This window comes from Mesorhizobium sp. M2A.F.Ca.ET.067.02.1.1 (assembly GCF_004023285.1).
GTDB lineage: Bacteria > Pseudomonadota > Alphaproteobacteria > Rhizobiales > Rhizobiaceae > Mesorhizobium.
This window is the reverse complement of record NZ_RZSB01001445.1, coordinates 1-428: the sequence shown is the minus strand read 5'-3', so window position 1 is coordinate 428 and position 428 is coordinate 1. Positions and strand designations below refer to the sequence as shown.

General features: G+C 51.9%; 1 protein-coding gene. It reads left to right on the top strand.

Annotated elements, in window-relative coordinates; genetic code table 11:
- Positions 1-273: hypothetical protein (locus EOA28_RS39810; RefSeq protein WP_210215002.1), on the top strand; the 273-nt coding region annotated here is incomplete at its 5' end.
- Positions 274-428: the final 155 nt, after the last annotated feature.

The following is a 428-nucleotide window of genomic DNA, read 5'->3' as shown; positions in this document are numbered from 1 at the left end:
GGTCTACCGATAGTCTATCCGTACCACGGCATGCTCTTGAACCACGATCTTACCGTCATACAACCCACGGCTGAAAACATTGCGGCCGTGCTCACTGCGTTCAATACGTCGCTTGAGGAAACTCTGACGGATACCAGCAAAACGCGATTCTCTCCCATCAAAGCTGACGCTCGCCAAGCCTTTGCGGGTAATCCAGAAGGCCAGCTTCTAGCAGAAGCCAGCCTTACCTATTGGCTGATAGACAATGGATCATCTCAGCAGCAGCGATCCTAGTATTCCGTTTTCAAGGCCGTCGAGGCCTGGGCAGGTTTGGCGCCGATATCAAGTAGCAGAATTAGGTTCAGCAAGTTACCTGCCGTCACGACGGAACTCCAAGGTATGGGTTTGGATCAGTTTTTTGCAGAGACTCCAGCAGCGGCGAACTATAT